Annotated in this window: 24 protein-coding genes and 1 tRNA gene; 9 read left to right on the forward strand and 16 right to left on the reverse strand. The window is 56.0% G+C overall.

Going from position 1 to position 24,852, the window contains the following annotated elements; all coding sequences use genetic code 11:
* Positions 1-37: 37 nt before the first annotated feature.
* On the reverse strand, positions 38-544 hold the full coding sequence (locus tag R0I78_RS12215) for an ion channel (protein ID WP_317075511.1): 507 nt from the start codon (positions 542-544) through the stop codon (positions 38-40).
* Between the two features lie 243 nt (positions 545-787).
* Positions 788-2,125 (reverse strand): exodeoxyribonuclease VII large subunit, encoded by a 1,338-nt coding sequence (gene xseA, locus R0I78_RS12220; RefSeq protein WP_317075512.1) that lies wholly within the window; start codon positions 2,123-2,125, stop codon positions 788-790.
* Between the two features lie 160 nt (positions 2,126-2,285).
* Here xseA and guaB point away from each other — a divergent pair, with 160 nt between their 5' ends.
* Both guaB and guaA read left to right on the forward strand, forming a co-directional pair.
* Entirely contained in the window at positions 2,286-3,749 is a 1,464-nt protein-coding gene (gene guaB, locus R0I78_RS12225; protein WP_317075513.1) for an IMP dehydrogenase, read from the forward strand.
* Between the two features lie 93 nt (positions 3,750-3,842).
* Complete coding sequence (guaA, locus tag R0I78_RS12230) at positions 3,843-5,420, forward strand: glutamine-hydrolyzing GMP synthase (RefSeq protein ID WP_019933907.1); 1,578 nt, start codon at positions 3,843-3,845, stop codon at positions 5,418-5,420.
* A 123-nt stretch (positions 5,421-5,543) separates the two neighbouring features.
* Here the strand turns inward: guaA and mdtI are convergent, their stop codons facing one another.
* A complete protein-coding gene (gene mdtI / locus R0I78_RS12235) occupies positions 5,544-5,873 on the reverse strand; it encodes a multidrug/spermidine efflux SMR transporter subunit MdtI (RefSeq protein WP_317075514.1) in 330 nt (109 codons plus the stop codon).
* Between the two features lie 3 nt (positions 5,874-5,876).
* The gene (locus tag R0I78_RS12240) at positions 5,877-6,386 is read right to left on the reverse strand and encodes a multidrug efflux SMR transporter (protein WP_317075515.1); all 510 of its coding nucleotides are present in this window, start codon (positions 6,384-6,386) and stop codon (positions 5,877-5,879) included.
* On the opposite strand from R0I78_RS12240, the gene R0I78_RS12245 reads away from it, so the two are divergent.
* On the forward strand, positions 6,329-7,198 hold the full coding sequence (locus R0I78_RS12245; RefSeq protein WP_317075516.1) for a LysR family transcriptional regulator: 870 nt from the start codon (positions 6,329-6,331) through the stop codon (positions 7,196-7,198). The two genes, R0I78_RS12240 and R0I78_RS12245, sit on opposite strands and share 58 nt — an antisense overlap.
* A 37-nt stretch (positions 7,199-7,235) precedes the next feature.
* Here the strand turns inward: R0I78_RS12245 and asnB are convergent, their stop codons facing one another.
* From asnB to R0I78_RS12265, 4 genes are all read right to left on the reverse strand, one after another.
* Positions 7,236-8,900 carry an asparagine synthase B gene (gene asnB / locus R0I78_RS12250; protein WP_317075517.1) on the reverse strand — a complete coding sequence of 555 codons (1,665 nt, stop codon included), beginning with the start codon at positions 8,898-8,900 and terminating at the stop codon, positions 7,236-7,238.
* Positions 8,901-9,063: 163 nt separating this feature from the next.
* On the reverse strand, positions 9,064-9,636 hold the full coding sequence (locus R0I78_RS12255) for a 2OG-Fe(II) oxygenase (RefSeq protein WP_410506585.1): 573 nt from the start codon (positions 9,634-9,636) through the stop codon (positions 9,064-9,066).
* Between the two features lie 219 nt (positions 9,637-9,855).
* Positions 9,856-9,943: transfer RNA gene (locus R0I78_RS12260), tRNA-Ser, on the reverse strand.
* A gap of 111 nt (positions 9,944-10,054) precedes the next feature.
* The gene (locus R0I78_RS12265; protein WP_019933832.1) at positions 10,055-10,480 is read right to left on the reverse strand and encodes a YbjN domain-containing protein; all 426 of its coding nucleotides are present in this window, start codon (positions 10,478-10,480) and stop codon (positions 10,055-10,057) included.
* Positions 10,481-10,667: 187 nt separating this feature from the next.
* Here R0I78_RS12265 and R0I78_RS12270 point away from each other — a divergent pair, with 187 nt between their 5' ends.
* Both R0I78_RS12270 and R0I78_RS12275 read left to right on the forward strand, forming a co-directional pair.
* Positions 10,668-11,534 carry a universal stress protein gene (locus tag R0I78_RS12270; protein WP_317075519.1) on the forward strand — a complete coding sequence of 289 codons (867 nt, stop codon included), beginning with the start codon at positions 10,668-10,670 and terminating at the stop codon, positions 11,532-11,534.
* A 108-nt stretch (positions 11,535-11,642) separates the two neighbouring features.
* Positions 11,643-13,235, forward strand: a complete 1,593-nt coding sequence (locus tag R0I78_RS12275) for an ABC-F family ATPase (RefSeq protein ID WP_317075520.1) — start codon at positions 11,643-11,645, stop codon at positions 13,233-13,235.
* Between the two features lie 49 nt (positions 13,236-13,284).
* Here R0I78_RS12275 and R0I78_RS12280 read toward each other — a convergent pair whose 3' ends face one another.
* The gene (locus R0I78_RS12280) at positions 13,285-14,139 is read right to left on the reverse strand and encodes a universal stress protein (protein WP_317075521.1); all 855 of its coding nucleotides are present in this window, start codon (positions 14,137-14,139) and stop codon (positions 13,285-13,287) included.
* 313 nt (positions 14,140-14,452) lie between these two features.
* Between R0I78_RS12280 and R0I78_RS12285 the strand changes: the two genes are divergently transcribed.
* A complete protein-coding gene (locus R0I78_RS12285; RefSeq protein ID WP_019933827.1) occupies positions 14,453-14,644 on the forward strand; it encodes a hypothetical protein in 192 nt (63 codons plus the stop codon).
* A 69-nt stretch (positions 14,645-14,713) separates the two neighbouring features.
* Here the strand turns inward: R0I78_RS12285 and R0I78_RS12290 are convergent, their stop codons facing one another.
* Together R0I78_RS12290 and R0I78_RS12295 are read right to left on the reverse strand one after the other, a co-directional pair.
* Positions 14,714-15,568, reverse strand: a complete 855-nt coding sequence (locus tag R0I78_RS12290; protein WP_317075522.1) for a universal stress protein — start codon at positions 15,566-15,568, stop codon at positions 14,714-14,716.
* An 11-nt stretch (positions 15,569-15,579) separates the two neighbouring features.
* The gene (locus tag R0I78_RS12295; RefSeq protein WP_317075523.1) at positions 15,580-17,064 is read right to left on the reverse strand and encodes a SulP family inorganic anion transporter; all 1,485 of its coding nucleotides are present in this window, start codon (positions 17,062-17,064) and stop codon (positions 15,580-15,582) included.
* Between the two features lie 159 nt (positions 17,065-17,223).
* Between R0I78_RS12295 and R0I78_RS12300 the strand changes: the two genes are divergently transcribed.
* Positions 17,224-17,625, forward strand: coding sequence for a phosphate-starvation-inducible protein PsiE (locus tag R0I78_RS12300; RefSeq protein ID WP_019933824.1), 402 nt, complete (start codon positions 17,224-17,226; stop codon positions 17,623-17,625).
* On the opposite strand, the gene R0I78_RS12305 is transcribed toward R0I78_RS12300, so the two are convergent.
* The 3 genes from R0I78_RS12305 to mtgA all read right to left on the reverse strand — a co-directional run bounded on the left by R0I78_RS12305 (position 17,622) and on the right by mtgA (position 20,802).
* A complete protein-coding gene (locus tag R0I78_RS12305) occupies positions 17,622-19,196 on the reverse strand; it encodes a cation:proton antiporter family protein (RefSeq protein WP_317075524.1) in 1,575 nt (524 codons plus the stop codon). The two genes, R0I78_RS12300 and R0I78_RS12305, sit on opposite strands and share 4 nt — an antisense overlap.
* Before the next feature lie 98 nt (positions 19,197-19,294).
* The gene (locus R0I78_RS12310; RefSeq protein WP_317075525.1) at positions 19,295-20,047 is read right to left on the reverse strand and encodes an HAD-IIA family hydrolase; all 753 of its coding nucleotides are present in this window, start codon (positions 20,045-20,047) and stop codon (positions 19,295-19,297) included.
* 83 nt (positions 20,048-20,130) lie between these two features.
* Positions 20,131-20,802 (reverse strand): monofunctional biosynthetic peptidoglycan transglycosylase, encoded by a 672-nt coding sequence (gene mtgA / locus R0I78_RS12315; RefSeq protein WP_317075526.1) that lies wholly within the window; start codon positions 20,800-20,802, stop codon positions 20,131-20,133.
* A gap of 114 nt (positions 20,803-20,916) precedes the next feature.
* Here mtgA and R0I78_RS12320 point away from each other — a divergent pair, with 114 nt between their 5' ends.
* On the forward strand, positions 20,917-21,942 hold the full coding sequence (locus R0I78_RS12320; protein WP_019933820.1) for an adenosine deaminase: 1,026 nt from the start codon (positions 20,917-20,919) through the stop codon (positions 21,940-21,942).
* Positions 21,943-22,014: 72 nt separating this feature from the next.
* Positions 22,015-22,884 (forward strand): flagellar protein MotY, encoded by an 870-nt coding sequence (locus tag R0I78_RS12325; protein ID WP_019933819.1) that lies wholly within the window; start codon positions 22,015-22,017, stop codon positions 22,882-22,884.
* A 34-nt stretch (positions 22,885-22,918) separates the two neighbouring features.
* Here the strand turns inward: R0I78_RS12325 and R0I78_RS12330 are convergent, their stop codons facing one another.
* Both R0I78_RS12330 and lpxM read right to left on the reverse strand, forming a co-directional pair.
* Complete coding sequence (locus tag R0I78_RS12330; RefSeq protein ID WP_019933818.1) at positions 22,919-23,707, reverse strand: sulfite exporter TauE/SafE family protein; 789 nt, start codon at positions 23,705-23,707, stop codon at positions 22,919-22,921.
* A gap of 124 nt (positions 23,708-23,831) precedes the next feature.
* Complete coding sequence (gene lpxM, locus R0I78_RS12335; RefSeq protein WP_317075527.1) at positions 23,832-24,803, reverse strand: lauroyl-Kdo(2)-lipid IV(A) myristoyltransferase; 972 nt, start codon at positions 24,801-24,803, stop codon at positions 23,832-23,834.
* Between the last annotated feature and the right edge of the window lie 49 nt (positions 24,804-24,852).

Here is a 24,852-nt window from a genome sequence, read left to right on the forward strand (position 1 = left end):
CAGACACTCAAGGAACAAGTGTTTAATCTGCTTGGTCTTACTCCTTGCCCAGATAAGAAGCGCGCACATCCGCCCAATTATCCGCTTCGGTCACTCTCAGCACCTGCTCCGAAATCGGCGCGCGCAGCGGGCTGCCGTCGGGCAGGGCCAGGGCATACAGCTGCTGGGCAAACACGCCGGGCAACACTGTCAGTTTTTGCTGGCCCAGCTGCAGATTGCGGTATTGCAGCAAAGCGCGGTCATACACAATGGCATCGGTCTCGCCGTTCAGCACCGACTCCATGGCCGCGGTCAGGTTTGGATAAGTCTGATAACGAATGCGTTCTTCTTCCAGATAACGCTGGCTGGCGGTGTCGTTAATGGTGGCCACCACCTTGCCGGGCAGGTCACTCACTCCCTGAATACCGGTACGCAGATTATTGACGGTGAGTGACGAGGTAATGGCGGCGGTAAAGCTGGCCACCATGATCATGCCGGCAAACATCCATATCAGACCCACCAGGCGACCGGCAAAGGTGACCGGTGCCTTGTCGCCATAACCCACTGTTCTGTAATCCGAGAGAAGTGGACCTGGTGCTGGATAAGATACGGTCGTTCACCAAAGTGACAAAAATAAAAGAAGTAAAAAGCTCGCGGCATCTTTTCTCATAAAAATTCAGATAGTGTTTACTGTTTGCCAAAGCTGGGGCCACTCATGAACTGGTGGTGCCCGCAGCAAAGCAAAAAAGCCAAAGCCGGCTGACGGTTGTGCTGGTAGCAAACCGCGGCGTGAATGCCGCGGTGTTCGTTAGCGGGTTGATATTACCCGGCTTACCACTTCGCCATTGGCCAGCCGGGTGCTGATAACGTCATTTTCCTTTATCTGGCCGGTATGGGTGAGCACTTTATTATTGTGCAGGGTAATGCTGTAGCCGCGGGAGAGGGTGGCCAGGGGGCTCATGGCGTGCAGCCGGGAGCCGGCCAGTGCCAGTTTGTGCTCAAAGTGGTTCAGCCTTATGTTCAGTGCGCCGTGCAGCCGTTGCTCCAGCGTGTGCAGCCGGTCTTTGCTGTGCACCAGACGCTGGCCCGGATGCTGGTGTGCCAGCCGTAATGCTGCCTGGCCGGCTCGCTGCTGAGCCTGCTCCAGCCGCCGGCTTATGGCGCGCTCCAGCCGCAGGTGCAGCTGATCGAGCTGCTGGCTTTGCTGCTGCAGGCGCTGACTGGGGTGCTGGCGTTGCAGCCGTTGCTGTAACTGGCCCAGTTGATTATGCCGGTCGGCAAGCCAGCGCTGCATGGCCTGCTCAAGGCGCTGGCCCTGTTGTTGCCACTGGCGGCGTTGCACGCTGCTGTCTGCACTGACCAGTTCGGCGGCGGCGGATGGAGTAGGGGCGCGCAGATCGGCCACCAGATCACTCAGGCTCACGTCCACCTCGTGGCCCACGGCGCTCACCACCGGCAGGCGTGAGGCAGCAATGGCACGCACCAGGCGTTCGTCGTTAAAGCACCATAAGTCTTCCAGCGAGCCGCCGCCCCGGGCCAGCAGCAGCAAATCGGTCTCGTTGCGCCGGTTGGCCTCTGCAAGCGCATGAATAAGCTGGGGCACGGCGCTTTCACCCTGCACCGAGCTTGGGTAGAGGATCACTTCCAGCTGCGATGCCCGGCGGGCCAGCACGGTGAGAATGTCGTGCACCGCGGCCCCGGTGGGGGAGCTGATAATGCCAATGCGGGCCGGGTGGGCCGGCAGCGGTCGCTTGCGTTCGGCGGCAAACAGGCCCTCGGCGGCCAGCGCCTGTTTCAGGGCTTCAAATTGTTGCTTGAGCAGGCCTTCCCCTGCCGGTGCCATTGTTTGCGCCACCAGCTGAAAGTCGCCTCTTGGCTCATAAAGCGTCACTTTACCGAAGATAAGCACCTGATCGCCGTTTTTAGGCCGAAAGCCCACACTGCGGTTGTTGCCCCGGAACATGGCACAGCGCAGCTGGGACTGGTTGTCTTTCAGGGAAAAATACCAGTGGCCCGAGGCTGGCATGGCCAGGTTGGAGATTTCACCGGTCAGCCACACGGCTCCCATGTCGCCTTCCAGCAGCAGGCGGGCATGACGGGCAAGCCGGCTGACGGTGTAGATGTTGGTTAATTTTTCCTGCTGCAAAATGGCCTCTGTTGAGTATTTTTATTTGAAAATAAACCCGGTTGGGGAGGTTTTTTCGGCTAATAAGCCAAAATAACAAAAAATCGCTTTACCCGAGAGGGCCGAGTGCCTAAAATTCTTTGGCAATATTTTTACCCCCCAACCTATGGTGAATATTGCGATGCTTAGGATTGCCCAAGACGCCCTGACCTTTGATGATGTACTGCTGGTCCCAGCTCACTCCACCGTGTTGCCCAACACCGCTGACCTTCGCACCCGGCTGACCCGGGAGATCAATCTTAACATCCCTATTGTGTCTGCTGCCATGGACACCGTCACCGAAGCCGATCTTGCCATTGCCATGGCGCAGGAAGGCGGCATTGGTTTTATTCACAAGAACATGTCCATTGAGGCCCAGGCCGCTCAGGTGCGCAAGGTCAAGAAGTTCGAGAGCGGCATGGTGTCCGATCCGGTAACCGTGACCCCCGATATGACCATTGCTGATGTGCGCGAATTCACACTGCAGAACGGCTTTGCCGGCTATCCGGTGGTAGCCGCTGATGGCGAGCTGGTGGGCATTATCACCGGCCGCGATGTGCGCTTTGTGCAGGACATGAGCAAGCTGGTAAGCGAAGTGATGACCAACAAGGCCCGTCTGGTGACTGTGCCTGTGGGTGCGGGCCGGGATCAGGTGGAAGCCCTGATGCAGCAGCACCGCATTGAAAAAGTGCTGGTGGTAGAGAGCAACGGTCGTCTGGCCGGCATGATCAGCGCCAAAGACTTTCAGAAAGCCGAAAGCAAGCCCAACGCCTGCAAAGACGATAAGGGCCGCCTGCGCGTGGGTGCCGCTGTGGGAGCGGCCCCTGGCAACGAAGAGCGTATTGCTGCCCTGGTGGCCGCCGGCCTCGACGTGCTGCTGATTGACTCTTCCCACGGCCACTCCGAAGGTGTGCTGCAGCGCATTCGTGAAACCCGCGCCGCTTACCCTGATCTGGCTATTGTGGGTGGCAACGTGGCCACTGCTGCCGGAGCTCTGGCGCTGGCCGAGGCGGGCGCAAGTGCGGTGAAAGTGGGCATTGGCCCGGGCTCCATCTGTACTACCCGCATTGTTACCGGTTGCGGTGTGCCGCAAATTACTGCCGTGGCCAACGCGGTGGAAGCCCTGAAAGGCACAGGTGTGCCGGTGATTGCCGACGGTGGCATACGCTTCTCCGGCGACATTGCCAAGGCGCTGGCCGCCGGTGCCAACTGTGTGATGATGGGCTCCATGTTTGCCGGTACCGAAGAATCACCCGGTGAAATCGAGCTGTTTCAGGGCCGTTCGTTCAAGTCTTACCGGGGCATGGGCTCGCTGGGTGCCATGAGCAAAGGATCCAGCGATCGTTACTTCCAGAGCGACAACGCCGCCGATAAAATGGTACCGGAAGGCATTGAAGGCCGGGTGCCTTACAAAGGCAAGCTGAAAGAGATTATTCATCAGCAAATGGGGGGGCTGCGCAGTGCCATGGGCCTTACCGGAAGTGCTACCATAGATGACCTGCGCACCAAGGCAGAATTTGTTAAGATATCCGGCGCGGGCATTCAGGAATCGCACGTGCACGATGTAACCATTACCAAGGAAGCGCCCAACTACCGGTTGGGTTAATCCCGGAACGCGATGAACGGGGGGCTGGTCTCCCCGTTTTTCTATTGCCGTCTGCTCCCCCCACAGGCGGTGTTTGTAACGAGTAGGAAAACGATGAGCAAGAACATTCACGACAACCGGATCCTGATCCTCGACTTTGGCTCACAATACACCCAGCTGATCGCTCGCCGCGTGCGTGAGCTGGGCGTGTATTGCGAACTGTGGGCCTGGGACGTGACCGAGGAGCAGATCCGCGACTTCAATCCGAACGGTATTATTCTGTCCGGGGGGCCGGAGTCGGTCACCGAGGAGAACAGCCCGCGGGCACCGGAATACGTGTTTAACGCTGGCGTGCCGGTGTTTGGCATTTGCTATGGCATGCAGACCATGGCGCACCAGCTGGGTGGTGCCGTGGCCGGCTCTGACGAGCGTGAGTTTGGTTACGCCCGGGTGCAGCGGGTAGCCGATTGCGCCTTGTTCAACAATATTGAAGACGGCATTGACGACAACGGCAATGCCCTGCTCGACGTGTGGATGAGCCACGGCGACAAGGTAGTGGCCCTGCCCGAAGGCTTTGAAAAAGTGGCCCAGACCGGCAGCTGCCCCTTTGCCGCCATGGCCGATGAAAGCCGCCACTTTTATGGTGTGCAGTTCCACCCGGAAGTAACTCACACTCGTCAGGGTGCCCGCATGCTGGAGCACTTTGTGCGCGACATCTGTAAATGTGAGGCGCTGTGGACCCCGGCTTCCATCATTGAAGACGCCGTGGCCCGTATTAAAGAGCAGGTTGGCGACGACGAAGTGATTCTTGGTCTGTCCGGCGGTGTAGATTCTTCCGTGGTGGCCATGCTGGTGCACCGCGCCATTGGCGACAAGCTCACCTGTGTGTTTGTGGACAACGGCCTGCTGCGCCTGAACGAAGGCGAGCAGGTGATGGAAATGTTCGGTGACCACTTTGGTCTGAACATTATCAAGGCCGACGCTGAAGAACGCTTCCTGTCTGCCCTTAAAGGCATTGACGAGCCGGAAGCCAAGCGCAAGGCCATTGGCCGGGTGTTTGTGGAAGTGTTCGACGAAGAGTCTAAAAAGCTCAAGAACGCCAAGTGGCTGGCCCAGGGCACCATCTACCCGGATGTGATTGAATCTGCCGCCTCTGCCACCGGCAAGGCCCACGTGATCAAGTCTCACCACAACGTGGGTGGTCTGCCCGACGACATGAAGATGGGCCTGGTTGAGCCGCTGCGCGAACTGTTTAAAGACGAAGTGCGCCGCGTAGGTCTGGAGCTGGGTCTGCCCTACGACATGCTCTACCGTCACCCCTTCCCGGGGCCGGGTCTGGGCGTGCGCGTGCTGGGCGAAGTGAAGAAGGAATACTGCGACCTGCTGCGCCGTGCCGACGCCATCTTTATTGAAGAGCTGCGCAAGCATGACTTGTACAACAAGGTAAGCCAGGCCTTTACCGTGTTCCTGCCGGTACGCTCCGTTGGCGTAATGGGCGATGGCCGCAAATACGACTGGGTTGTTTCCCTGCGTGCGGTGGAAACCATCGACTTCATGACCGCCCACTGGGCTCACCTGCCGTACGATTTCCTGGGCCACGTGTCCAACCGCATCATCAACGAAATCGACGGCATCAGCCGCGTGGTATACGACATCTCCGGCAAGCCGCCCGCGACCATCGAGTGGGAATAAACCAGTTTAGCTGAATGACAAAAGCCCCTGCAGTGCAGGGGCTTTTTGTTTTGGAGGTGTTCATGATTTTACCGTGTTCATGAATCGTGAACGTTTTCTGGGTGTGAACGTTTAAGCGTGCTCCTATGCCAGCTTAAGCAGTATCACGCCCAGAAAGATGGCGGCTACGCCGGAACATTCCACACGGTTGAGCCGTTGCCTGAATAGCACCAGGGCAGTAGAGGAGGTAAGTAGTATGCCAATGCCGCCCCACAGGGCATAGGCTACGGACAGGTCTATGCCCTTAACTGCCTGCGACAGAGACGTGAACGAGGCCAAAATACTGATGATGCCCAAAGTACCGATCATTCGTTTGCGAAAACCATCAGAATATTTGATGAGTATATTGGCCGCCACTTCCAGCACAATGGCCAGCAGCATAAAGACATAATGAATAAGTTCGGCGTTTTGCATGGTTTAATCCCCCGCAACATTTTTTGTGGAGGCCCCTACAGTTGTTAATACCACGCCAGTGACCAGCACGGTAAGTCCAAGCAGTTTGGTCCAGCTGAGGCTTTCATTGAAAAACTGAAAGCCGATAAAGGTGATGCTGATCAGGCCTGCTGCCTCCCAGGTGGCGTAGGCTTTGGCCAGTGGTATTTGCTTAACAGCCAGCGCCAGAAAGTAGAAAGACAGCCCAATCATGGCGTACATAAACAGCAATGCCGGCACGGAAGTGCTGTCAGAGACTATTTTCATGGTAACTACTCCCACTACTTCAGCAGCGATGGCAGCCATCAAAAAGATCCATGGTCCTGTCATTGTCATGATTTTCTTTGCTCCTTTAAGCACCGTTATAACGCCATTGTTACCGTAATCAATACGGAACCAAAGTTTGACTCTATCTGTTTTATTGATAGATTGGCGGTATGCAATGGAATCTTGAACAATTAAGGCAGTTTGTTGCCACCGCTGAGCACGGTTCAATCAGTGCCGCAGCCCGTCATTTGGGCAAGGCACAATCGGCGGTCAGCACAGCGCTCGGATTGCTGGAAGCCGACCTGGGCGTGGTGCTGTTTGATCGCAGCAAGCACCGCGCTACTCTGACTGATGCCGGCCAAATCATGCTGCTGGAGGCGCGGGAGCTGTTGCGGCAGGCACAGGCTCTGAACCAGCGCGCGCTTGCTCTTGCCACTCGTAACGACGGCAAGCTGGCGCTGGCACTGGATGAAGTCTTACCGCGTACGGCCATCAGGACGCTGGCACGGGATATTGCCTGTCACTTTCCTGAACTTGAGCTTACCCTGCTGAATGGCACGGCGACCGAAGTAGCTGACTATGTGGATCAGGAGCGTGCCGATCTGGGCTTTCACTTTAACCGGGAGCCACTGCGGGAGCGCTTTGACGAACGACATATAGGGGCGCTGAACCAGGGGTTATTTGTGTCTGAGGGACATGATCTGTTGCAGAAAAAGCAGGTCAGTCGCACCGATCTGGCCCGTTATCGGCAGCTGGTCATGCATTCCGAAGATATTGAAGAAAATGTATACAGCCCGCGTGTATGGCGCGTGGATAACTTTCATACCATTGCCGAAATGGTGGCGGACGGGCTTGGCTGGGCGGTGTTGCCGGCGCACATTGCTGCTTATGGCAGCCATAATACGCCCTTGTGTCAGGTTTATTGTCCGTTTTTGGACTTGCCGCAGTTGTCTGTGCGCATGCTGTGGTGTCAGGGCAGCAGCCCGGGTGTCACGGCACACTGGGTGGAGAAACGGTTTATGGCGCTGCTGCAGCAATAAATGTATGTCGCGGAGTTACCGCGACATACGGCGTTACTCAATAAGACTGACTGTGCACCCCTTTTACTGCCCGGCCGGATGGATCTGCCATGTTTTTCCATTGCTCGTCCCACTCCAGCGCGGTAGGCGTGGAGCAGGCCACGGAAGGGCCACAGGGCACACACTGGGCGGCAGAGTCTTGCGGAAAGTGGCCTTCAAAAATGGCGCGGTAGTAATAGGCCTCTTTGGACGTGGGGGTGTTGATCGCAAAGCGGAATGCTGCCGTGGCCATCATCTGATCCGTCACCTGTTCTTCTACCAGTGCCTTCAGGCTGTCGATCCAGGAGTAGCCCACGCCGTCGGAAAATTGCTCCTTCTGTCGCCAGGCCACTTCATGAGGCAGCATGTCTTCAAAGGCTTCACGCAGAATGTGCTTTTCCATTTTACCGTTAACGCACATTTTGTCGGCGGGGTTGAGACGCATGGCCACGTCCATAAATTCCTTGTCGAGAAAGGGCACCCGGGCTTCCACGCCCCAGGCCGCCATGGACTTGTTGGCACGCAGGCAGTCAAACTGGTGCAGGGCTTTTAGCTTGCGCACCGTTTCTTCGTGAAAGGCCTGAGCATCGGGGGCTTTGTGAAAATAGAGGTAGCCGCCAAAAATCTCGTCGGAGCCCTCGCCGGAGAGCACCATTTTAATGCCCATGGCCTTGATCCGCCGGGCCATTAAATACATGGGCGTGGAGGCGCGAATGGTGGTGACATCATAGGTTTCCAGGTGGTAAATCACGTCACGCAGGGCGTCCAGGCCTTCCTGCACCGTGTAGTGCAACTCGTGGTGCACGGTTCCCAGTTCATCCGCCACCTTGCGGGCGGCAATCAGATCCGGTGCGCCTTCAAGGCCAATGGCAAAGGAGTGCAGCCTGGGCCACCAGGCGTCGCTGTTACCGCCGTCTTCAATGCGTTTGTCGGCATAGCGTTTGGCAATGGCCGAGATAATGGAAGAGTCGAGCCCGCCCGAGAGCAGCACGCCATAGGGCACATCGCACATCAGCTGACGCTTCACCGCCGCCATCAGCGCTTCACGCAGCTCGGGCACGCTGGAGGTATTGTTCTTCACTGCGTCATAATCTTCCCAGTCTCGCCGGTAATAACAGCGCAGCTGGCCTTCCTTGCTGTAGAGCAGATGGCCCGGAGGGAATTCACTGATGGTTTTGCAGATGGGGGTGAGCGCCTTCATCTCGGACGCCACATAGAAGTTGCCGTCTTCATCATGGCCGGTGTAGAGGGGAATAATACCCATGTGATCGCGGCCAATCAGATAGGTGTCGTTTTCCTCGTCGTAGAGCACAAAGGCAAAAATACCATTGAGATCGTCGAGAAACTCAGGGCCTTTTTCCTGATAGAGGCCGAGGATCACTTCACAATCAGAGTGGGTTTGTGGCTTATAGTCACAGGTGAGGGTGGCTTCCAGCGCTTTGTGGTTATAGATTTCACCATTTACTGCCAGCGCATGTGTGCCGGTCGTGTTCAGCAGAGGCTGAGCACCGCTGTCCAGACCGACGATGGCCAGGCGCTCATGCACCAGAATGGCTTTATCATTACTGTAAATGCCAGACCAGTCCGGGCCGCGGTGGCGTAACAGGCGGGAAAGCTCCAGCGCCCGGGAGCGCAGGGCGGCCGAGTCTGATTTTAGTTCCAGAATACCGAATATTGAGCACATGGTGTTGTCCTTAACCAAAAAAGCGATTGCTTTGAGATTGGCAAAGGATGGAAGAACTGGAAAGCAAAACTTATAAAAAACCAGCAAAAATCCTTTGCTGGTTTTGAATCGTTAAAAATACAGTCCTATTTTTAACGGTTGAATAATTCAGGCTCAGGGTATGCTACAGCCTGAGGGCAGGGGCAATGGGATCATCTACTCTGAACCAGCCGGCAATACTGAGCCGGGAGCGGTTTGCCGGTAATACCTCGTGCGGAAAGCGCTCGGATAAAAAGCACACCAGGGTGCCGCCATGTGGCGTTACGCTGTGCAGAGGTACTTTGCTTTTTTCACCATAGATCAGCAGCTCGCCGCCATCTGCAGGCTGCCAGCCGTCGTTCAGGTAGAGCACTGTGGTCAGCCGGCGGTTGCTGCGGCCTTTAAAGGCATCCAGGTGCTTTTTATAAAAGTCACCCTGATCATAACGGGCATAATGACACTCGTAGTCTTTTAGCCCCATAAACAGGTGCCGGTTAACCGCCTGCTGCAGATCAGCCATTAATGATAGATAAGCTTGCTGAGGGGCGGTGGTGCCGTCCAGCCAGCGGGTTTTGTCGGTTCGAATATGTTCATTGTTGTGATTGGCCTGCTCGCGACCGATACCAGCCGGGGTAAATTCCCAGTCGGGCAGGTGATGAAAGTCATCGCGCAGCGCCGTTACCCGGGCGGGGTCGAGAAAATCAGGAAAAATACCCATGCCGGGGCCGGCAATGGCGTCAATAATATCGTCAAGAACCCATTTAGTGTGCACTGCGCTGGTCAATGGCAAACCCTCCTGTGGAGCGCTTTTTTACACCTTCAACAACGCGGGGAACAGCGAGAAATATTTCCCGTCAGAAAGAGTAGATTCATGGATGGTGCCAAATACCGCATGTAAACGCAAAAACCCGCGCATTGCTGCGCGGGTTTTTTAATGTGGCGGTGAGAGAGAGATTCGAACTCTCGATACGTTGCCGTATACACACTTTCCAGGCGTGCTCCTTCAGCCACTCGGACACCTCACCAAATTTTTGCTCCCTCGGGAACGGGACGTAATGTACTGGGTGCGGCGGGCAGGTTCAAGTACTTTTATACGTTTGTTGTTTGATTGCCTTTTTACTGCGCAGAGTGGCGGCTTAATGCACAGCTGCCGGCATTTTCTGTGGTTCATCCTGCATCAGATAGCCCAGATCACCCAGCTCCTGCGTCAGCTGATGAGTCGCCATCATGGTCTGCTGCATAATCCACTGAAACTGATGCTGCTCTATCCCTGCCTGAGTATGCAGGTAGTTGGCCACAATCAGCCGGGGCAGATTGTCATCTACAATATCCACAAAGATTTTAAGGCTCGGGTAATTCATGTTCAGCCTTCCCAGATCTGCCATCAGCATCAGCAGGGCGGTGGGACGAATTTCCACTTCGGTAGTAACAATGGCGTCTTCGTGCTCTACAAACAGCCGGCTTTCCAGAATGCCGTCCAGTTCTTGCAGTTCAGCAAGGTGAATGCCATGACAGTTTTCGCAAATATAATGATCTATGTGGCCGGCCACCAGCCAGCGCATGGCAATTTCTGCTGTTAACACGTGTTATCCCGATAAAAGAAAGCTGAAGGGGCAGCATTGTAAACCAAAGCAAGGATGCTGCAAAACCGGCATTACCTATCTGCATCGGTTGCTTTTTATGCGAAAAAAAGGAAAGCTGTTCCACAACGGCCGTCATGGCAGGGATGCAACAAAAAAGGGTAAGTAAATGAAGATATTACTGGCAGCAGTTGATCTGCAGGAAGGCGCTGAAAGGGTAGTCGAACGGGCCGGCATGCTGGCTGCACAGTTAAATGCCCGTTTGCATCTGGTGCATGTGATTAATGAGGCCATGGTGCTGTATGAGCCTATGGTGGAAATTTCCGTGCGCCGGAGGCTGCAGCAGGGCGCAAACCAGGCACTTGATCAGCTGATCCACCAACTACCGGCGGCACAGGCGGCGGTCACGGAGCGTCATGTTATGCTGGGCAAGCCGTCTCAGGCACTGGCGCGCAAGGCGGCTGAGCTTAACGCCGATCTGGTGATTGCCGGCCGCCAGCACGACGAGCCGGTACAAGAGCTGTTTTTGGGTACCACGGTAGAGCGGCTGTTACGTCGCTGCACCATGCCAGTGCTGGTCGTGTGCAATACCAGCCGCATTCAGCCCTATCACCATCTGGTGGCAGCTACCGATTTCTCCCGCAGCTCTCACCATGCGTTGCGTTCCGGGCTGATGCTGGCACCCAAAGCCAATGCCACTTTGGTGCATGTATTTGAGCCCCCCATGCTGCTAAGGTTGTTACAGCAGGACAACATGCACCCCGACAGCATGATGGCCCACCAGCGCAGCCGCATCGAGCAGGAAGTGCAGGAAGAAATGTCCCATTTTATTGCCACGGATGATCATCACCGCATCAGCACCCGCATTATGTCGGGTGAGGTAAAGAAAACCATTTTGTCGGTCGTAGAAGAAACCCATGCTCAGCTGCTGGTGCTGGGCTATCATGGTCGTCAGGGTATCAGCCGCTTGCTGGTAGGTAACCTGGCCATGAGCTTTTTAAGTGCGCCGCCCTGCGATGTACTGGTGGCTCGTTAATCTGGTTAATTTCTGCCCAAGCCTTTGAACTTTCCCTCGGCCGCCGGTATCCTTGGCGGCCTTCGGCATTCTGCCTGTTTCTCTTCAATTGATAGTGAGTCTGTTTCTTTGATTTCCACCAACAACATCACCATGCAGTTTGGCGCCAAGCCGCTGTTTGAAAATATTTCCGTTAAATTCGGCGACGGCAACCGTTATGGCCTTATCGGTGCCAATGGTTGCGGCAAGTCTACCTTTATGAAAATTCTGGGCGGTGATCTCGAGCCCAGTGCCGGTAACGTCAGCCTGGATGTCAATGAGCGCATCGGCAAACTGCGTCAGGATCAGTTCGCCTATGAAAATAACCGGGTGCTGGATGTGGTGATGATGGGTCATGTAGAGCTGTGGGCGGCCATGCATGAGCGCGACAGCATCTACGCCAATCTGGAAGCCACCGACGAAGACTATATGCGTGCCGCCGAGCTGGAAGGGCTGGTGGCGGAATATGACGGCTACACCGCCGAAGCCCGAGCCGGAGAACTGCTGCTGGGCGTGGGCATTCCGCTGGAGCAGCATAACGGCCCCATGAGTGAAGTAGCGCCTGGCTGGAAACTGCGGGTGCTGCTGGCGCAGGCGCTGTTTTCCGATCCTGATGTGCTGCTGCTTGATGAGCCCACCAACAACCTGGACATAGACACCATTCGCTGGCTGGAAGGTGCGCTGAACGAGCGCAACAGCACCATGATCATTATTTCTCACGACCGCCACTTTCTGAACAGTGTGTGTACTCATATGGCGGATCTGGATTATGGTGAACTCAGAGTTTATCCGGGCAACTACGACGATTACATGTTTGCTGCCACTCAGGCCCGGGAACGCCTTTTGGCCGATAACGCCAAGAAAAAGGCCCAGATTGCCGAGCTGCAGAGCTTTGTCTCCCGCTTCAGCGCCAACGCCTCCAAGGCCCGCCAGGCGACTTCCCGCGCCAAGCAAATCGACAAGATCAAGCTGGAAGAAGTGAAAGCCTCCAGCCGCCAGAACCCCTTTATTCGCTTTGAGCAGGACAAGAAGCTCTACCGCAATATTCTGGAAGTAGACAGCCTGGCCAAGGGCTATGGTGAAGCACCGCTGTTCAAAAACCTGAACATGCTGGTGGAAGTGGGAGAGCGGGTTGCCATCCTGGGTACCAACGGCATTGGTAAAACCACCCTGGTGAAAACCCTGGTCGGCGGGCTGACCCCCGACAGCGGCACCATTAAATGGTCCGAAAACGCCAGCATAGGCTATTATGCGCAGGATCATGCTGCCGACTTCGACACTCAGATGACAGTGTTTGAATGGATGAGCCAGTGGCAGCAGGAAGGAGACGACGAACAGACAGTGCGCTCTGTGCTGGGCCGGCTGCTTTTCAGCCAGGACGATATCAAAAAGAAAGTGGGCGTGCTGTCGGGTGGTGAGCAGGGCCGCATGTTGTTTGGCAAGCTGATGATGCAAAAGCCAAATATTCTGGTGATGGACGAGCCCACCAACCACCTGGATATGGAATCTATCGAGTCATTGAACATGGCGCTGGAAATGTATCAGGGCACTCTGATCTTTGTGTCTCACGACCGGGAGTTTGTGTCGTCGCTGGCCACCCGCATTCTGGAGCTGAGCGAGAACGGTATTCGTGACTTCAGCGGCAGCTACGATGATTATCTGCGCGAGCAGGGCGTAGTGTAATCAAATAAAAACGCCGGGCATTGCCCGGCGTTGTTGTATTCAGGGGTTATCAGCGCAGGATCAGCATGGGTTTGTGCGATTCCTGCAGCATCAGGTTGGTGATGCTGCCCAGCAGCCACAGGCGAATACGGGAGTGGCCGTAAGCACCCATCACCATCATGTCCATGTTCTGCCTGTCCTGATAGGCCAGCAGATTTTTCTTTACCTCTCCCTGCAGCAGCGCTGCCGTGGCCTGATGGCCGTTATCTTCCAGCAGCTGACGGGCGGCTTCAAGCTGAGCCTGTTTTTCCTCGTTGGGGCCAGCCACCATGACCACATGGCATTCCAGACCCTTAAACAGGGGAGACCTGGCAATATATTCCACGCATTTGCGTGTTGTTTCGCTGCCGTCAAAGGCGATCATGACCCGCTCGGGGGCCTTGAATTCACCGTCGGTCAGCAGCAGCGGCTTGTCGGTGGTGCGAATAACATGCTCAACATGGCCGCCCAGACGGCCGGGGCTGTCATCTTCGTTATTGCCGCGCCGGCCCAGCACCACCAGATCGGCGTAATCATCGTATTGCTCCAGCACCTCGGTCAGGCGACCCTCGCGGGAAATGGTACGCGGAGCGGGATAGCCTGCCTGCTGAACGTGCTGGCTGGCCTGCTCCAGAATAACCTGGCTCTGGGCCTTGGCGAGTTCGGCACGTTTTTTGTCGAGATCAGCCAGTTCTGCGTGAATTTTATCCTGAGCACTCAGGCTGGCAGCAGCGCTCATGTTGTAGAGCAGGGTAGGCTCTGGTTTGTGCATAACGTTCAGCAGTACCAGAGAGGCAGAAAGTTGCTGGGCAGCCCAGGCCGCATATTCGCTGACACAGGCGGTGTGTTTGGAACCGTCGATACCGGCCAGTACATTGGTGCTCATCTTTTTCATCCTGATATAGAAAGGTGATTGACACAATATGAATGTAGGGGGCTTGTTGGGCGCACTGTATCACAGTTTGCCGCAGGTTAAAGATGGCTTGGCCAAGACCGTCACTTTTATTGATTCAGAACAAAATGACCTTAAGTTCACATTGCTTAGATGAAAATAAGATGTAAAAAATCGTAATAAATTTGATCCTGATCATGTCTAACTAGCTAGCCGACAGGTTTTCTTTCGATCGCGTTGTGTTAACACTGCACCGCTGAAGCTGGAGTTCACTTAAAGGTTTTGGCGCTTTACCAGGAGAATTACCATGAAAACCGTCATGTCCTTGCTGTTTGCTGCTGTATTTACCATTGGCATGGTGCCGATTTCTGCCACCGCCGCCAGCGGAACTGCGCCTGCGTTTGAAGTCCCCCTTAAAATGGGTGATGGTGCAGACAATCGTCAATGTAAAATGCTGGAAAGGCAGGGTAAAAAACTGCCGGGTTATTGCCGTCTCTGAAAGCCGCAAGTCGTAATGCGGTAAAAAAAGGAGCCTTATGGCTCCTTTTTCTTGTGTGCGCTGCGGCGTTCAGCGCAAGATCAGCAGGGGGGCTTGTGCATCCTGAATCATGGCGGTGGTAGTACTGCCCACCAGCCACTGCCGAATGCGGGAATGGCCATAGGCACCCATGATCATCAAATCAACGCTGTGTGCCTGCTGATAGCCTGTCAGCGCCTTGCCGGCCTCGCCGGGCACAATGGCAGTGACGGCACAGATGCCGGCCTGCTCCAGCAACTGCCGAGCCCAGTCCAGTTGAGCGCGGTTGTCGTCGGTATCGGCACCGGCCAGCACCAGATGCAGCTCCATCCCCTTGAACAGGGGGCTGGCGGCAAGCATTTCCACGCCCTTGCGGGTGGTGGCACTGCCGTCAAAGGCCAGCATCACCTTTTGCGGAGCGGCAAACTCACCCAGGGTTACCAGTATGGGTCTGTGCATGGCGCGGATCACCTGCTCCACATGGCTGCCCAGGTGAGCAAGCGCCGAGCCGGACGCTTCACCCTGGCGGCCCAGCACCAGCAGCCGGGTGTCGGTTTCAAGCTCTGCCAGCGCCTCCACAAAGCTGCCGTGGCGTTGCAGCGTACTGGCGTTACTCACACCCTGCGCAGTTACCCGCTCTTTGGCGGCGTCCAGCATCAGCCGTCCCTGCTCCCGGGCCAGCTTGCCGCGTCTGGCATCCAGCTCGGCCAGCTCGGCCAGCAGCTGCTCCTGGCTGCCAAGGCCGATGCTGCCGCTTAAATTACCCTGCACCGGGCCGGTTTCTTTGTCGAGAACATGCACAAAGGTCAGAGGAGCATTCAGGCGCTGCGCCGCCCAGCCGGCCCAGTCGCACACGGCTTCAGCGTGGCTTGAGCCGTCGATACAGGCGAGTACTTGTTCGGTCATGCTGTTCTCCTTTAGTGGCCCATCAGTTTTTCAACGGCTTTGGGATCATTATGTACGGCAAAGCGATCCACCAGCGTAGCGCTGGCCTCATTCAGACCAATTATCTCTACGTCTGTGCCTTCCCGTTTAAAGGTAATCACCACCTTGTCGAGGGCACTGATGGCGGTAATGTCCCAGAAGTGAGCGCGGCTCAGGTCAATGCGCACACGGTCGACCACTTCCTTGAAGTCAAAGGCGGCCACAAACTGCTCGGCCGAGGTAAAGAACACCTGACCCACCACCTTGTATTCACGGGTGCCGTCGGCGGCTTTTTCCGAGCCGATATACAGAATCTGGCCGACCTTGTTGGCAAAGAACAGGGCGCTCAGCAGCACACCCACCAGCACGCCCCAGGCCAGGTTATGGGTGTAAACCACCACGGCCACGGTAGCAATCATCACCAGACTGCTGCTTTTGGGCAGAGTGCGCAAATCGCGAACAGACGCCCAGCTGAAAGTACCAATGGACACCATGATCATCACCGCCACCAGCGCCGCCATGGGAATTTGTGATACCCAGGGGCCGAGAAATACCACCAGAATAAGCAGCACCACACCGGCCACCAGAGTAGACAATCGACCACGGCCGCCGGATTTTACGTTAATCACCGATTGGCCGATCATGGCACAACCGGCCATGCCACCCAGCAGACCGGTAGCAATGTTGGCCAGGCCCTGACCTTTACACTCGCGGTTCTTGTCGCTTTTGGTGTCGGTGAGATCATCCACTATGGTGGCGGTCATCATCGACTCCAGCAGGCCCACAATGGCCAGCGACAGTGAGTAGGGGAAAATAATGGCCAGCGTCTCCAGGTTCAGCGGCACATCGGGCCACAGGAACACCGGCAGGGTATCGGGCAGCTCGCCCATGTCGCCCACGGTGCGCACATCAATATTGAACAGCATGGCCACCAGGGTCAGGCCCACAATGCACACCAGCGGCGAGGGCAGCAGTTTACCGACCACCGGCACCAGCGGCAGCAGGTAGATAATGCCCAGACCGGCGGCGGTCATGGCATACACATGCCAGGTGACATTAGTCAATTCCGGCAGCTGGGCCATAAAAATCAGAATGGCCAGCGCATTCACGAAACCGGTGACCACAGAGCGGGACACAAAGCGCATTAACTGGCCGAGCTTGAGATAGCCGATAATAATCTGCAACAAGCCACACAACAGAGTGGCGGCCAGCAGGTATTGCAGGCCATGCTCTTTCACCAGGGTGACCATCAGCAGCGCCATGGCACCGGTAGCAGCAGAGATCATGCCCGGCCGGCCTCCGGCAAAGGCAATCACTACTGCCATGCTGAATGAGGCATACAGACCGATTTTGGGATCGACGCCGGCAATAATGGAGAAGGCGATGGCTTCCGGGATCAATGCCAGGGCTACCACCAGGCCGGCCAGCACGTCTCCCTTGATGTTGAAGAGCCAAACTTGTTTAAGATTGGGGATCATTGCGATTTCCGAGTTGTAGAGCTTGGACCGTCCGAAGTTGCCGAACGTCATGAAATCTTTATCGTTTTATAGCGTGCTGCGATTTAAGAGCGGGTATTATAGGGATCAGCCAAAGCCTGAACAAGGCCGGACACATGTTGAAACAACCGGGAGAAGACAATGAGCGATAACCGAATGCTGGGCAGCCGCGTGCTGGATGCCCTGCAGCATATAGGCCTGATTATTGTGGCGGTCGCCACCGTGGTGGCGGTGGGCATAGAAGTGAACACCATGTGGCAGAACCGGACCGTGACCCTGGCAGATCTGCTGCTGATGTTCATCTATCTGGAAGTGCTGGCCATGGTGGCCATCTATCTGCGCTCCGGCAAGCTGCCCATTCGTATTCCGCTTTACATTGCCATAGTGGCGCTGGCCCGTTATCTTATTCTTGATATGAAAGGCATGGATAACTGGCGGCTGATCACCGTAGCCGGCGCGGCCCTGGTGCTGGCACTGGCCGTGCTGGCCATTCGCTTTGGCCACGCCAAATATCCCTACGACAAGGAAGAAGGCGGGCACTAGCCCGCGTGTTCTATTACATGGCGGGCAAAACCGCTGCCTGCTTCTTCATAAATATTAAACACCTCATCGGCCCCCAGCTCACGCAGCTGGGCGCCTTCTTCCGGATAGCGAATAATGGCGGCCACCCGGCCACTGAAGTTGGCATGGCGTATTTGCTCCAGCGCATAGAGGTTACCGGCATGGTTGGGCATGGCCAGAAAGATATATTCCAGCTCGGTACCAATGTTGGCCTTGTCCCAGAAGTCGGAGTCGGATGCATCACCCTTTATCACATTAATATTCAGCTCTTTCAGCAGCGGAATTTTCTTCTCGTCAGAATCTATTCCTACCAGCTTGCGGCCTGAATTAACACTTTCCAGCTCCATATAGGCACCCTGACCAATGCGGCCCATGCCTACAATCAAAATATTGGCATCCCCCAGATGAATGGGCATGTCATCCGGGTGCAGACGGTTCGGATCCCGGGGTGAAAGCCTGTGCATCAGGCGACGGTAAATATTTTCGTTATTCGCATTAAGCGGGGCCGAGGCCACAAAGGAAACGGCCAGAGCGATAGAGGCCACAATGACCCAGTCGTTACTGAGCATGCCCTGCTGGGCAGCCAGTGCCGCTACAATCAGACCAAATTCGGAATAGTTGCTCAGGCTCATGGTGGCCAGCAGGGCGGTACGGGGACGCAAAAAACAGCGTTTGTACAGTTGGTAATACAGCAGGCTCTTCAGTGGCAGCACCAGCAATAAAATCAGCGCTATCCACAGCGCATCCATGGTGGGCATGCCGTTTAGGCCAATGTTCAGGAAAAACGCCACCAGAAACAGTTCTTTCATATTAAAGAAGGACTTGGCCAGATCGGGCGCGCTGTAGTGTGACGCCAGCATCATGCCGATAACCAGCGCGCCCAGGTCACCCTTGAGCCCCACCAGCTGAAAACCGCCGTAACCCACTACCAGCGCCAGAAATACCGCAAACAGGGTTTGCAGCTCGCCATGACCGGCCCGCTCCAGAATACGAAAGAAAACCGGCCGCAACAGCGGCAGCAGCACCAGCAAACTCAGTGCCCAGGGGCTGGGTACCTTGCCGGCAGAAATGCTGAGAAAAGCGACAGCAAACAAGTCCTGCATCACCAGCACGCCAATGGCCACCACGCCATAGAAGGTGTTCATGTCGCTGCGCTCTTCCAGCACTTTTACGGCAAATACCGTACTGGAAAAACTCAGCGCAAAGGCCATCAGCATGGCCTGTTGCCATTGCAGCTCCTGCGCCAGGGCAAAGCCCAGGGTCTTGATGGCCAGCAGTACCAGGGTAAACAGCAGGGTAGAAGAAACGATATGACCGCAGGCGGTGCCCCACACTTCCTTGCGCAGCAGGGTTTTAATATCGAGCTTGAGCCCGATGCTGAACAGCAGCAGGGTAACCCCCAGATTGGCGAGGGTATCGAGAGTGGCGTTGGGCTCAAAGCCCATGGCATTCAGTACAAAGCCCGCGGCAAGAAAGCCAATCAGCGGCGGCAGTCCAATCAAATAAACAGCCAGACCGCAGCCAAAGGCAACAGCAATAAAAATGGGATCCATGTAATTCTTATCGGTTTTAATTAGCTCCTGAAGTGGCATTATAGTGGGCGTTTGGCCCGTGTGTTGTCAACAAAGCTCGCCACTTTCAGGTATTTTTGTCAGAACAGATCGATGTCGTGCACCGAGCTGTAAATATGCTGCGGCCGGAACGGCATTTTATCAATGTCGGCCACCTGGCTGACGCCGGTCAGTACCAGAATGGTTTCCAGCCCGGCCTGAAAACCGGCCAGAATATCGGTGCGCAAATTATCACCGACTATCAGGGTGTTTTCTGAGTGTGCGTCCATATGATTAAGGGCGGCACGAATGATCCAGGCGCTGGGCTTACCCACATAAAACGGTTTCTTGCCGGTCATGCGCTCAATGGGGGCACACAGGGCACCACAGGCCGGATGCATCTGCGGGCCGTGGGTGTCGGGATTGGTAGCAATAAAGCGGGCACCGTTGGCCACAAAGCGGGCCGCCATCTGAATCATGCTCCAGTTGTAGTTGCGGGTTTCGCCCACTACCACAAAATCCGGATCAATATCGGTAATGGTAAAGCCGGCTTTATACAGCTCATGGATCAGCGCGCCTTCGCCAATCACGTAGGCTTTCTGACCGCTCTGGCGCTTAAGAAAGTCGGCGGTGGCCATGGCGGATGTATAAAAGCAGTCTTCGGGCACTTCGATGCCGGCAGAATAAAACCGGTTCTGCAAATCTTTGGGAGTCTGTGCCGGATAGTTGGTTAAAAACAGCAGGTTCATATCCTGCTCCAGCACCCGGCGCACAAAGGCATCGGCACCGGGAATTAAATCGTTGTTGTGCAGAATAACGCCGTCGATATCGCAGATAAGATTATTTTTTTGCATTGCCTCTCCTTAAACCGGTGTTGCCGGTACCTGAACCACTGTGTTGCCAGAATATGACAGTTTCATGACCAAGTCCGGTTTTATTACCGGTTTATGCAAGTGAGCCAGCCTCCCAGACCATTAACACGGCGGGAAATGGCGGCGGCCCGCTGATTGACATACGCTGACGGGCGGGCAGCAGAAAACTGCCGGGGATTAGGCAGCACGGCGGCAAGCAGGGTGGCCTGACGGCGATTGAGGCTGGCTGCCGGGGTATTGAAATAAGCCTGAGCAGCCGCCTCGGCACCATAAATGCCCGGACCAAATTCGGCAATATTCAGATAAAGCGTCAGAATACGCTCTTTGGGCAACAGCAACTCCAGCATGGGGGTATAAACCGCTTCCAGAGCCTTGCGGGTGTAGCTGCGGCCAGGCCACAGATACAGATTCTTGGCCGTTTGCATGGTGATGGTGCTGCCGCCCCGCAGCCGGCCGCCCTCGGCGGCTTCGGTCAGCACATCGCCAAAGGCGTCCCAGTCAAAGCCGCTGTGTTTGCAGAACTTGTTGTCTTCGGCAGCAATGACCGCCATTTTCAGCTGGCTGGAAATGCGCGGGCCGGGCTGCCAGTCTTTTTGCAGGCTTTCTCCTTCAAACAGCCGAATCACCATCAGCGGCGTGACCGGGACCGGCACAAAGCGATACAGCAGCGTCAGTGCCAGCGGCACCAGCACCAATAACACAAGCAGCCAGCGCAGCAGGCGTTTAAGCAAAAACATGTGAGCTTGTACTCTCTTTTTCAGGGTTTATTGACTGTGGCTCAGCTGACGCCACAATATTCGCTTAAATTTGTTATGTTTATTAACAAGCCGGCAATAACAAGGAGAACCACCATGTCTGCATTTATTGAGCAACTGCCGAAGGTGGAGCTGCATCTTCACATTGAGGGGTCTCTGGAGCCGGAGCTGGTATTTGCCCTGGCCCGGCGCAATGGTATCACTCTCGATTATGCCAATGAAGCTGCCCTGAAAGCAGCCTATGAGTTTGACGATCTGCAATCGTTTCTGAATATCTATTATGCGGGCATGAGTGTACTGCAAACCGAGCAGGACTTTTTTGATATGACCCATGCCTATTTGCAGCGGGCTCACAGTGAACATGTGCGTCATACCGAGATCTTTTTTGACCCTCAGGCCCACACCGGCAGGGGCGTGCCCTTTTCAGTGGTGGTTACCGGCATTCACAGAGCGCTGGAGCAGGCCCGTTACGACTGGGGCATGAGCAGCCGGCTGATCATGTCGTTCTTGCGCGATTTACCGGAAGCGTCGGCCATTGACACCCTGCGACAGGCCGAGCCGTTTCATGGCTGGCTGACCGGGGTGGGGCTGGACTCTGCCGAAACCGGCAATCCGCCGGACAAGTTTCGCCGGGTCTATGCCATGGCGCGGGATCAGGGTTACCGGCTGGTGGCTCACGCCGGTGAAGAAGGGCCGCCTCAGTATATTCGCGATGCGCTTGAACTGCTCAGGGTAGAGCGTATTGACCACGGTGTGGCGGCCATCAAGGATCCGGCCCTGATGGCGGAGCTGGCCGAAAGCCGCATTCCGCTCACCGTATGCCCGCTGTCAAATCTCAAGCTGAAAGTGGTGAATACCATGGCCGAACATCCCATGGGCGAGCTGCTGCAGGCCGGACTGTGCGTGACCGTGAACTCAGACGATCCGGCCTATTTTGGCGGCTACATGAATGCCAACTATCAGGCTCTGCAACAGGGCCTGGGCATGAGCGACAGCGAGCTGTTACAGCTGGCGCTGAACAGCGTGGAGGCCAGCTGGCTGTCACCGGAAGAAAAAGCCCTGCTGAACCGTGAGGTGCACGAGCATGGCGAAAAGTTCGGAGTTTATGCGCCGCTGGGCTAAAGCCGGGCCTTTCCCTGCCGATAGACTCTCTGTCACCAAGTTAACGGCAAAGGGCAACAAGAGGCGAGTGGCGTGCGCAAACTGACGGTAGTAACAGCACTGATGCTAAGCAGCGCCAGCTGGGCGCAGCCCCGCACCTATGTGGCCGATTTGGATCATTCCCGCTGGCGACTGGCTGCCGATTCGGCGGTGGAGTGCCGGCTGGAGCACAATATTCCCGGGTTCGGTACCGGTGCCTTTGTCAGTCGTGCCGGCAAAAACGTCAATCTGGTGTTTGAACTGAGCCCGCTCAGGGCCAACCCGCGCACCCGCCAGGCAGCGCTGCGCAGCGAGTCACCCTACTGGCAGCCGGGCCGTGCCGCCCGAGCCATCAGCCAGGTGACTTTTTATCAGCAGTTTGATGCCATGGTAGAGCAGCAGAATGCCTGGGTGATGCTCGACGAGCTGAGCCAGGGGCGCTGGCCCACCTTTTATTTTGAAGACTGGTATGCCGGTGACAAAACCACTGGAGTGGGGCTGTCGTCGGTGAATTTTCGCGCCCGTTACGCCGCCTTTCTGGACTGCCAGCAAAGCCTGCTGCCTTACGGCTTTGAAGACATTGCCTTCAGCGTGCTCAATTATGTGAACAACGCCGATGAGCTGACCCCGCATTCCCGCCAGCGGCTGGCCATGATTGCTGATTACGTCAAGGCCGATCCCAATATCGGTGAGGTGGTGATCAATACCTACACCGACAGTTTTGGTACTGCCTTTCATAACAAGCAGCTGTCGCTGCTGCGGGCCAAAGCCATCAAGGATCACTTTATGGCGCTGGGCCTGCCCGACACCAGCATTATGGTGGAAGGCCATGGCGAGCGTCGGCCGGTGGCCGACAACAGCACCCCCGAAGGCCGCGACACCAACCGCCGGGTAGTGATAAGCCTGGGCCGCGCCCCTATCTGAATGGACTCCGGGTCACGCCCGGAGTGACGGTGCTTTACGCCGGGAAAAACAAGAACTTGGCACCCACCAGCAGCAGAAATACCGCAAAGGCGCGCTTAAGCACTGCGGCCGGCAGCTTGTGCGCCAGAATGGCACCTACCCGGGCAAAGGGCATGCTGGCCACGCTGATACCGATCAGGGCCGGCAGATACACATAGCCCCAGGCTTCATCGGGCATGTTCTGATCCAGCCCGTGCACCACATAACTGAGTGCACCCACCAGCGCAATGGGAAAACCACAGGCCGACGACACCGCCACCGCCCGCTGCATGGGCACCGAGCACCAGCTCAAAAACGGCACCGTGAGCGAGCCGCCGCCAATGCCGAAAATGCCCGAGGCCCAGCCAATCACACCGCCAATGGCCGCCTGCACCGGTTTACCCGGCAGCCTGCCGCTGCCCTTGGGCATCAGATTAAACAGCATCTGTGCCGCCATCAGCCAGGCAAACAGGCCAATCACCCGTTGCAGCGCCAGACCTGACATTTTGTCGGCGGTATAGCCACCCAGCCAGGCACCAATCACAATACCGGCACTGAGCATGGCGGCCAGCGGCCAGTCAATGGCGCGGCGGCCATGGTGAGTATGAATGGCACTGAGCGAGGTGAACATAATGGTGGCAAGGGAGGTGCCCACCGCCATGTGCGCCACCAGATCACCGCCAATGCCCTGCAGGTTAAAACTGAAAATCAGAACAGGCACAATAATCAGGCCGCCACCCACACCAAAAAGTCCTGCCAGCGTGCCCGCAAAGGCTCCCAGCACCATATACATCAACCAAGTCATGTTCGTTCCTTGAAATAAGGGGTTAAAGGTTATTTTTCTTGTTTGGAAAGCCAGTCATCAAGCCGGGCTGTCAGCCATAAAATCAGCAGGCCCAGGCACACCAGCGCCACATAGCCGAGCCAGCTCATTGCTGCCCCCGAATTTTGCGAATGCCTGCTTCATAGCGGCCTTCCGGGCTGTGTTGCTGAGTCTGAAAATACTTCAGGAACCACATGTATTGCTCAGGCCAGTGGCTCAGCAGGGCTTCAATTTCAGCGTTCATGGCCCGGGTATCAGCGGTGAGATCCGCTGTGGGGTAGGGGGCCATGGGCGGGCGTACTATCAGCTCATAACGGTGTTGCTCGGTGTTATACACGCTCAGCACCGGAATAGCACAGGCACCGGTCAGTTTGACCAGTTTGGGCAATGCGGGCAGGGTGGCTTTCATTTCGGCAAAAAAGGGCACAAAGATACTGGCCTCGCGGCCATGGTCCTGATCCGGCAGATAAAAGAAATGCTTGCCGTCCCGAATGGTTTTAATCACCGCCTTAATGCCGGCATCGCGCTCATACACAATGCCGTTAAAGCGGGCCCGCTGGCGATTAATAAACCAGTCGAACACTTCATTTTTGGCACTGTGCATCATGGTGCACATGGGCATGCCCAACGAGGTCAGATAAAGCCCGCCGGCATCAATGGCCCAGGTGTGGGGGATCATGAAAATAATCTGTTTGTTGTCTGCCAGGGCGGCGTCGATGTGCTCCTGGCCATGCACTTTGAAGCGCCCCTGTAAATAGGCGGGGCTGCGGGTGGTCCATTCGCCATAGGCAAAAAAGGTCATCAGGCCGGCGCGAATGGAGTGCAGCAGCAGGGCCTCGGTTTCCTGGTCCGATAACTCAGGAAAACACAGCTTTATATTGGTGCGGGCAATGTAGCATTGCTTTTTAGCAAATTTGACCAGCAGCGGGGCAAAAAAGCCGGCAAAAGCATCCCGTGCACGCACCGGCACCCAGGCCAGCAGCCATAAAAGAGCAATAGAAAGCCAGGTAGGCCAGTGGCGCGGATGCAGATAGCGGGATTTAAACTCAGCATCGTAAACGGGATCTTGCCCGGACATATTCTTTACCTCTAATGCGTAAGGTCGCCAAGTGTAAGCAAAAACGGGT

The organism is Oceanimonas sp. CAM02 (genome assembly GCF_032842915.1).
GTDB classification, from domain to species: Bacteria; Pseudomonadota; Gammaproteobacteria; order Enterobacterales; family Aeromonadaceae; genus Oceanimonas; species Oceanimonas smirnovii.

Bases quoted from the DNA above. Each gene is read 5' to 3' on its own strand.
- guaB (WP_317075513.1), top strand. From the start codon at position 2,286: ATGCTTAGGATTGCCCAAGACGCCCTGACCTTTGATGATGTACTGCTG.
- guaA (WP_019933907.1), top strand. From the start codon at position 3,843: ATGAGCAAGAACATTCACGACAACCGGATCCTGATCCTCGACTTTGGC.
- mdtI (WP_317075514.1), bottom strand. From the start codon at position 5,873: ATGCAAAACGCCGAACTTATTCATTATGTCTTTATGCTGCTGGCCATT.
- R0I78_RS12245 (WP_317075516.1), top strand. From the start codon at position 6,329: ATGCAATGGAATCTTGAACAATTAAGGCAGTTTGTTGCCACCGCTGAG.
- asnB (WP_317075517.1), bottom strand. From the start codon at position 8,900: ATGTGCTCAATATTCGGTATTCTGGAACTAAAATCAGACTCGGCCGCC.
- R0I78_RS12255 (WP_410506585.1), bottom strand. From the start codon at position 9,636: ATGGGTATTTTTCCTGATTTTCTCGACCCCGCCCGGGTAACGGCGCTG.
- R0I78_RS12265 (WP_019933832.1), bottom strand. From the start codon at position 10,480: ATGCGCTGGCTGGTGGCCGGCCACATAGATCATTATATTTGCGAAAAC.
- R0I78_RS12270 (WP_317075519.1), top strand. From the start codon at position 10,668: ATGAAGATATTACTGGCAGCAGTTGATCTGCAGGAAGGCGCTGAAAGG.
- R0I78_RS12280 (WP_317075521.1), bottom strand. From the start codon at position 14,139: ATGAGCACCAATGTACTGGCCGGTATCGACGGTTCCAAACACACCGCC.
- R0I78_RS12285 (WP_019933827.1), top strand. From the start codon at position 14,453: ATGAAAACCGTCATGTCCTTGCTGTTTGCTGCTGTATTTACCATTGGC.
- R0I78_RS12290 (WP_317075522.1), bottom strand. From the start codon at position 15,568: ATGACCGAACAAGTACTCGCCTGTATCGACGGCTCAAGCCACGCTGAA.
- R0I78_RS12295 (WP_317075523.1), bottom strand. From the start codon at position 17,064: ATGATCCCCAATCTTAAACAAGTTTGGCTCTTCAACATCAAGGGAGAC.
- R0I78_RS12300 (WP_019933824.1), top strand. From the start codon at position 17,224: ATGAGCGATAACCGAATGCTGGGCAGCCGCGTGCTGGATGCCCTGCAG.
- R0I78_RS12305 (WP_317075524.1), bottom strand. From the start codon at position 19,196: ATGGATCCCATTTTTATTGCTGTTGCCTTTGGCTGCGGTCTGGCTGTT.
- R0I78_RS12310 (WP_317075525.1), bottom strand. From the start codon at position 20,047: ATGCAAAAAAATAATCTTATCTGCGATATCGACGGCGTTATTCTGCAC.
- mtgA (WP_317075526.1), bottom strand. From the start codon at position 20,802: ATGTTTTTGCTTAAACGCCTGCTGCGCTGGCTGCTTGTGTTATTGGTG.
- R0I78_RS12320 (WP_019933820.1), top strand. From the start codon at position 20,917: ATGTCTGCATTTATTGAGCAACTGCCGAAGGTGGAGCTGCATCTTCAC.
- R0I78_RS12330 (WP_019933818.1), bottom strand. From the start codon at position 23,707: ATGACTTGGTTGATGTATATGGTGCTGGGAGCCTTTGCGGGCACGCTG.
- lpxM (WP_317075527.1), bottom strand. From the start codon at position 24,803: ATGTCCGGGCAAGATCCCGTTTACGATGCTGAGTTTAAATCCCGCTAT.